Origin of the sequence: Pseudomonas sp. PS01297 (genome assembly GCF_029959305.1) — a bacterium.
Taxonomy (GTDB): Bacteria; Pseudomonadota; Gammaproteobacteria; order Pseudomonadales; family Pseudomonadaceae; genus Aquipseudomonas; species Aquipseudomonas helleri.
Map to the genome: position 1 here is coordinate 1 of NZ_JASCPQ010000183.1, position 3,581 is coordinate 3,581.

Consider the following 3,581-nt stretch of genomic DNA (forward strand, 5'->3'; position numbering starts at 1 on the left):
CCGGTCGGCCCGCGGCGCCGCCCTATTTTTTTCTCAAAAAAAACCCCGCCCCCCCCCCCCCCCGCTCCTACGAAGGGGAAGAGCGGTTAATCCAGATTTCCCATGACACGCCCGGCAAAGCCGAACACGCGACGCAGCCCGGCCAGTTCCACCAGTTCCACTTCGCGGGTTTGCCCGGGCTCAAAGCGCACCGCTGTGCCCGCCGGAATGTTGAGGCGCATGCCACGGCTGTCGCCGCGATCAAACATCAGCGCGTCGTTGGTCTCGAAAAAATGATAGTGCGAGCCCACCTGAATCGGCCGGTCGCCACGGTTGGACACGCTGAGGGTATGGGTGCGGCGACCGACGTTGAGTTCGATCTCGCCCGCTTCAATCCGGTATTCGCCTGGAATCATTGCGGTTCACTCAAGGTTTTGTAGTAGATGGCCGTCGGCGCGTAGGTGCCGTTGGGGTTTTGGCAATAGTTGGGCAGTTCGCCGACACGGGTGTAGCCCAGCGCGCTGTAGAAGTTTTCGGCGGGTGAACCGGCCTCGGTATCCAGGTGCAGCAGGCCGCGTTTTTGCGCACGTGCGCCTTGCTCCAGGGCATGGATCAGCACTTGGCCCAGGCCACGGCGGCGCGCTTCGTTAAGCACCAGCAGCTTTTGCACTTCGGCGCGGTTGAGGCCGTTGGCCCGTTGGCACAGCACCAATTGAACACTGGCCAGCACGCGCTGATCTTCAACCAGCACCCACAGCAGCAAGTTGCCCTGTGCCAGTTGGGTGTGTACATCGTCGAAGTAACGATTGGCCTGAGCCAGGTCAAAGTCGTCCATAAAGCCGACCGAAGCCCCATGTTTTACTGCGTCGAGCAACAGCTCAATCAAGCCTTCACGGTACTGCGCGAACGTGGACGTGATGACTTGAATCGGTTGTTCAGTGTTCATTGCCCACGCTCCTGTGGTGGCAGTGCGCCGGGGTTGAGCATCAGTTGCATAAAGGTCAGGTCGAGCCAGTTGCCGAATTTGATCCCGACTTGCGGCATGCGCCCGCTGGTGACGAAACCCAGTTGTTTATGCACATGAATCGAGGCCGCATTGCCGCCTTCGATGGCCGCCACCATCACGTGCTTGCCGCAGCCTCTGGCGCGCTCAATCAGCGCGGCGAGCAGCTTGGGCCCCAGCTTTTTGCCGCGCTGGTCGGGGTGCACGTACACCGAATGCTCGACGGTGTGGCGAAAGCCTTCAAAGGGCCGCCAGTCACCAAACGAGGCGTAGCCCAAGGCAACATCGGCATCGTCGACGATCACCAGAATCGGATACCCCTGGGCCTGACGAGCGTTGAACCACTGCTGGCGGTTGTCGAGGTCGACGGTTTGCTCGTTCCAGATCGCCAAGGTGTTGAGCACCGCATCGTTGTAAATCTCGCAAATCGCCGGCAGATCGGCCGGGACGGCATCACGAATGACGTAAGACATGGCGCAGCCTCAGGCGATGGGTTGGTGGACGGTGACCAGCTTGGTGCCGTCAGGGAAGGTGGCCTCAACCTGGATGTCCGGGATCATTTCCGGGATGCCTTCCATCACCTGCTCACGCGACAGCAGGGTGGTGCCGTAGTGCATCAACTCGGCCACGGTGCGGCCATCGCGGGCGCCTTCGAGCAGGGCGGCAGAAATATAGGCGATGGTTTCCGGGTAATTGAGTTTCACCCCGCGGGCCAGTCGACGCTCAGCCAACAGGCCGGCGGTGAAGATCAGCATCTTGTCTTTTTCGCGTGGAGTCAGGTCCATGGTGGAGTCCGTGTTCGGCAGTTAAAAATGGTGTGGCTTGCTTAAAATCAAAAGCCCCTCTCCCTAACCCTCTCCCGGAGGGAGAGGGGACTAAAGGCAAAAGCGGGGTGAGGGCTCTTCAAGTGCTCCAAATTCGTGGTGCAAGCGCCTCGCGGCCCAGCAATGCCGGACGCAGCAAACGCCATAACTCAATTAGCCAGCCCCGCGCCTGCAAGGCTTCGGTGGCCAGGCAGCGGGCCACCAGCAAACCCGGTAATTGGGTCAAATCCCCGCGCACCGGGTTCGGCAGGCTGCGACAGGTTTCCAGCAGTTCAGCGCTGATCTCACCCGTCACCAACAACGTGGCAAATACCGGGTTGCCGTCCAGGCCGATGGGGGAGTCCAGCAGCCCGTCATCACCGACGATGCGCTGGCGCTCATGCCAGAGCAATTGGCCGTCGCGTCGAATATCCAGGTGCGACTGAAAATGCCCGCGTTCAAACCGCTCGCCACTGGCCATGCGGCCCAGCGCCACCATGTCCCAGTAAAACAGCCGAGCATCGCCCTCAAGCTCAATGCGCGTGCTGATTTCGGCCTGGGCCGCGCTGAACACGATGGTTTCTTGTGGCAGCCATTCGAGGGTCGCGCCTGCGGCCACGTTGAGTTCGACGCTTTGGAAGGCCGGGCCCGCCGCGCGGTACCACTTGGCTGCGCCGGGGCTGGTGAGTTGCGCCCAGGCATCGGGCCCGACGCTGGCGCGGATGTCCAGCCGGTCACCGCCCGCAATCCCGCCGGGCGGGTGGACGATGATGTGCTGGCACACGTCGGGGCCTTCGGCGTACAGGTGCTTTTGCACCCGCAGCGGGCCGAGGTGGCGACGCAGGGTCGGACGCGTAGTGTCGCCGAAACGCCCATAGCCCAGTTCCAGCTCGGCGTGCCAGCTGGGGGTGAACAGCGCGGTGTTGGCAGGCACGTTCATATGTAGGACTTTTTACCCGGAAAGAGTGACAGATTAAATCGTCACCAGCCCGCGCACACCTTCTGTTTGCATATTTTCACCTCGGCCTTGCTGAATGATTTCGCCCCGCGACATCACCAGGTACTGATCGGCCAGTTCCTCGGCAAAGTCGTAGAACTGCTCCACCAGCAAAATCGCCATGTCGCCGCGTGCCGCGAGCATTTTGATCACTGCGCCGATCTCCTTGATCACCGAAGGCTGAATGCCTTCGGTGGGCTCGTCGAGAATCAGCAGCCGTGGGCGACTGGCCAACGCCCGGCCAATCGCCAGTTGTTGCTGCTGGCCGCCGGACAAGTCGCCGCCACGGCGGTGCTTCATTTGCAGCAACACCGGGAACAGTTCGTAGATAAACGCGGGCACTTCACGGGCTTCAGAGCCGGGAAAGCGCGACAGGCCCATCAGCAGGTTTTCTTCAACGGTCAGGCGCCCGAAAATCTCGCGCCCCTGGGGCACGTAGGCAATACCGGCGTGCACCCGCTGGTGGGGTTTGAGCGTGGTAATGGTCTTGCCTTCCCATTGCACCTGGCCCTCTTTGACCGGCAGCAAGCCCATCAGGCACTTGAGCAACGTGGTCTTGCCCACGCCATTGCGACCCAGCAGGCAGGTGACTTCACCCACTTTGACCTCAAACGACAGGCCGCGCAGGATGTGGCTGCCGCCGTAGAACTGGTGCAGCTTTTCGACTTGAAGCATGTTCAGATTCCTTTTGACCTGTGCGAACCCTGTAGCCGCTGCCGCAGGCTGCGATAAGGCCCGCAGGGGCTTCAAAATTTCAAGAGCGCGACCGCTGCGCGCTCGATCGCAGCCTGCGGCAGCG

6 protein-coding genes are annotated in these 3,581 nt (G+C 61.5%); all 6 read right to left on the minus strand.

All coding sequences use genetic code 11. From position 1 onward, the window contains the following. Positions 1-86: 86 nt before the first annotated feature. Positions 87-395, minus strand: a complete 309-nt coding sequence (locus QMX84_RS25935; protein ID WP_048366545.1) for an urease subunit beta — start codon at positions 393-395, stop codon at positions 87-89. Beyond that, positions 392-925 (minus strand): GNAT family N-acetyltransferase, encoded by a 534-nt coding sequence (locus QMX84_RS25940; protein WP_262123760.1) that lies wholly within the window; start codon positions 923-925, stop codon positions 392-394. Before QMX84_RS25940 ends, QMX84_RS25935 begins: the two co-directional genes overlap by 4 nt. Beyond that, on the minus strand, positions 922-1,455 hold the full coding sequence (locus QMX84_RS25945) for a GNAT family N-acetyltransferase (RefSeq protein ID WP_262123761.1): 534 nt from the start codon (positions 1,453-1,455) through the stop codon (positions 922-924). The genes QMX84_RS25940 and QMX84_RS25945 overlap by 4 nt, the downstream gene beginning before the upstream one ends. 9 nt (positions 1,456-1,464) lie before the next feature. After that, on the minus strand, positions 1,465-1,767 hold the full coding sequence (gene ureA, locus QMX84_RS25950) for an urease subunit gamma (protein WP_048366542.1): 303 nt from the start codon (positions 1,765-1,767) through the stop codon (positions 1,465-1,467). A 118-nt stretch (positions 1,768-1,885) separates the two neighbouring features. Continuing rightward, on the minus strand, positions 1,886-2,725 hold the full coding sequence (locus QMX84_RS25955) for an urease accessory protein UreD (RefSeq protein WP_262123762.1): 840 nt from the start codon (positions 2,723-2,725) through the stop codon (positions 1,886-1,888). Positions 2,726-2,758: 33 nt separating this feature from the next. Beyond that, complete coding sequence (urtE, locus tag QMX84_RS25960; protein ID WP_282365117.1) at positions 2,759-3,457, minus strand: urea ABC transporter ATP-binding subunit UrtE; 699 nt, start codon at positions 3,455-3,457, stop codon at positions 2,759-2,761. Positions 3,458-3,581: the final 124 nt, after the last annotated feature.

Excerpts from the sequence above, each read along its gene's own strand:
- QMX84_RS25940 (WP_262123760.1), bottom strand. The coding sequence starts at position 925 with ATGAACACTGAACAACCGATTCAAGTCATCACGTCCACGTTCGCGCAG.
- urtE (WP_282365117.1), bottom strand. The coding sequence starts at position 3,457 with ATGCTTCAAGTCGAAAAGCTGCACCAGTTCTACGGCGGCAGCCACATC.
- QMX84_RS25955 (WP_262123762.1), bottom strand. The coding sequence starts at position 2,725 with ATGAACGTGCCTGCCAACACCGCGCTGTTCACCCCCAGCTGGCACGCC.
- QMX84_RS25945 (WP_262123761.1), bottom strand. The coding sequence starts at position 1,455 with ATGTCTTACGTCATTCGTGATGCCGTCCCGGCCGATCTGCCGGCGATT.
- ureA (WP_048366542.1), bottom strand. The coding sequence starts at position 1,767 with ATGGACCTGACTCCACGCGAAAAAGACAAGATGCTGATCTTCACCGCC.
- QMX84_RS25935 (WP_048366545.1), bottom strand. The coding sequence starts at position 395 with ATGATTCCAGGCGAATACCGGATTGAAGCGGGCGAGATCGAACTCAAC.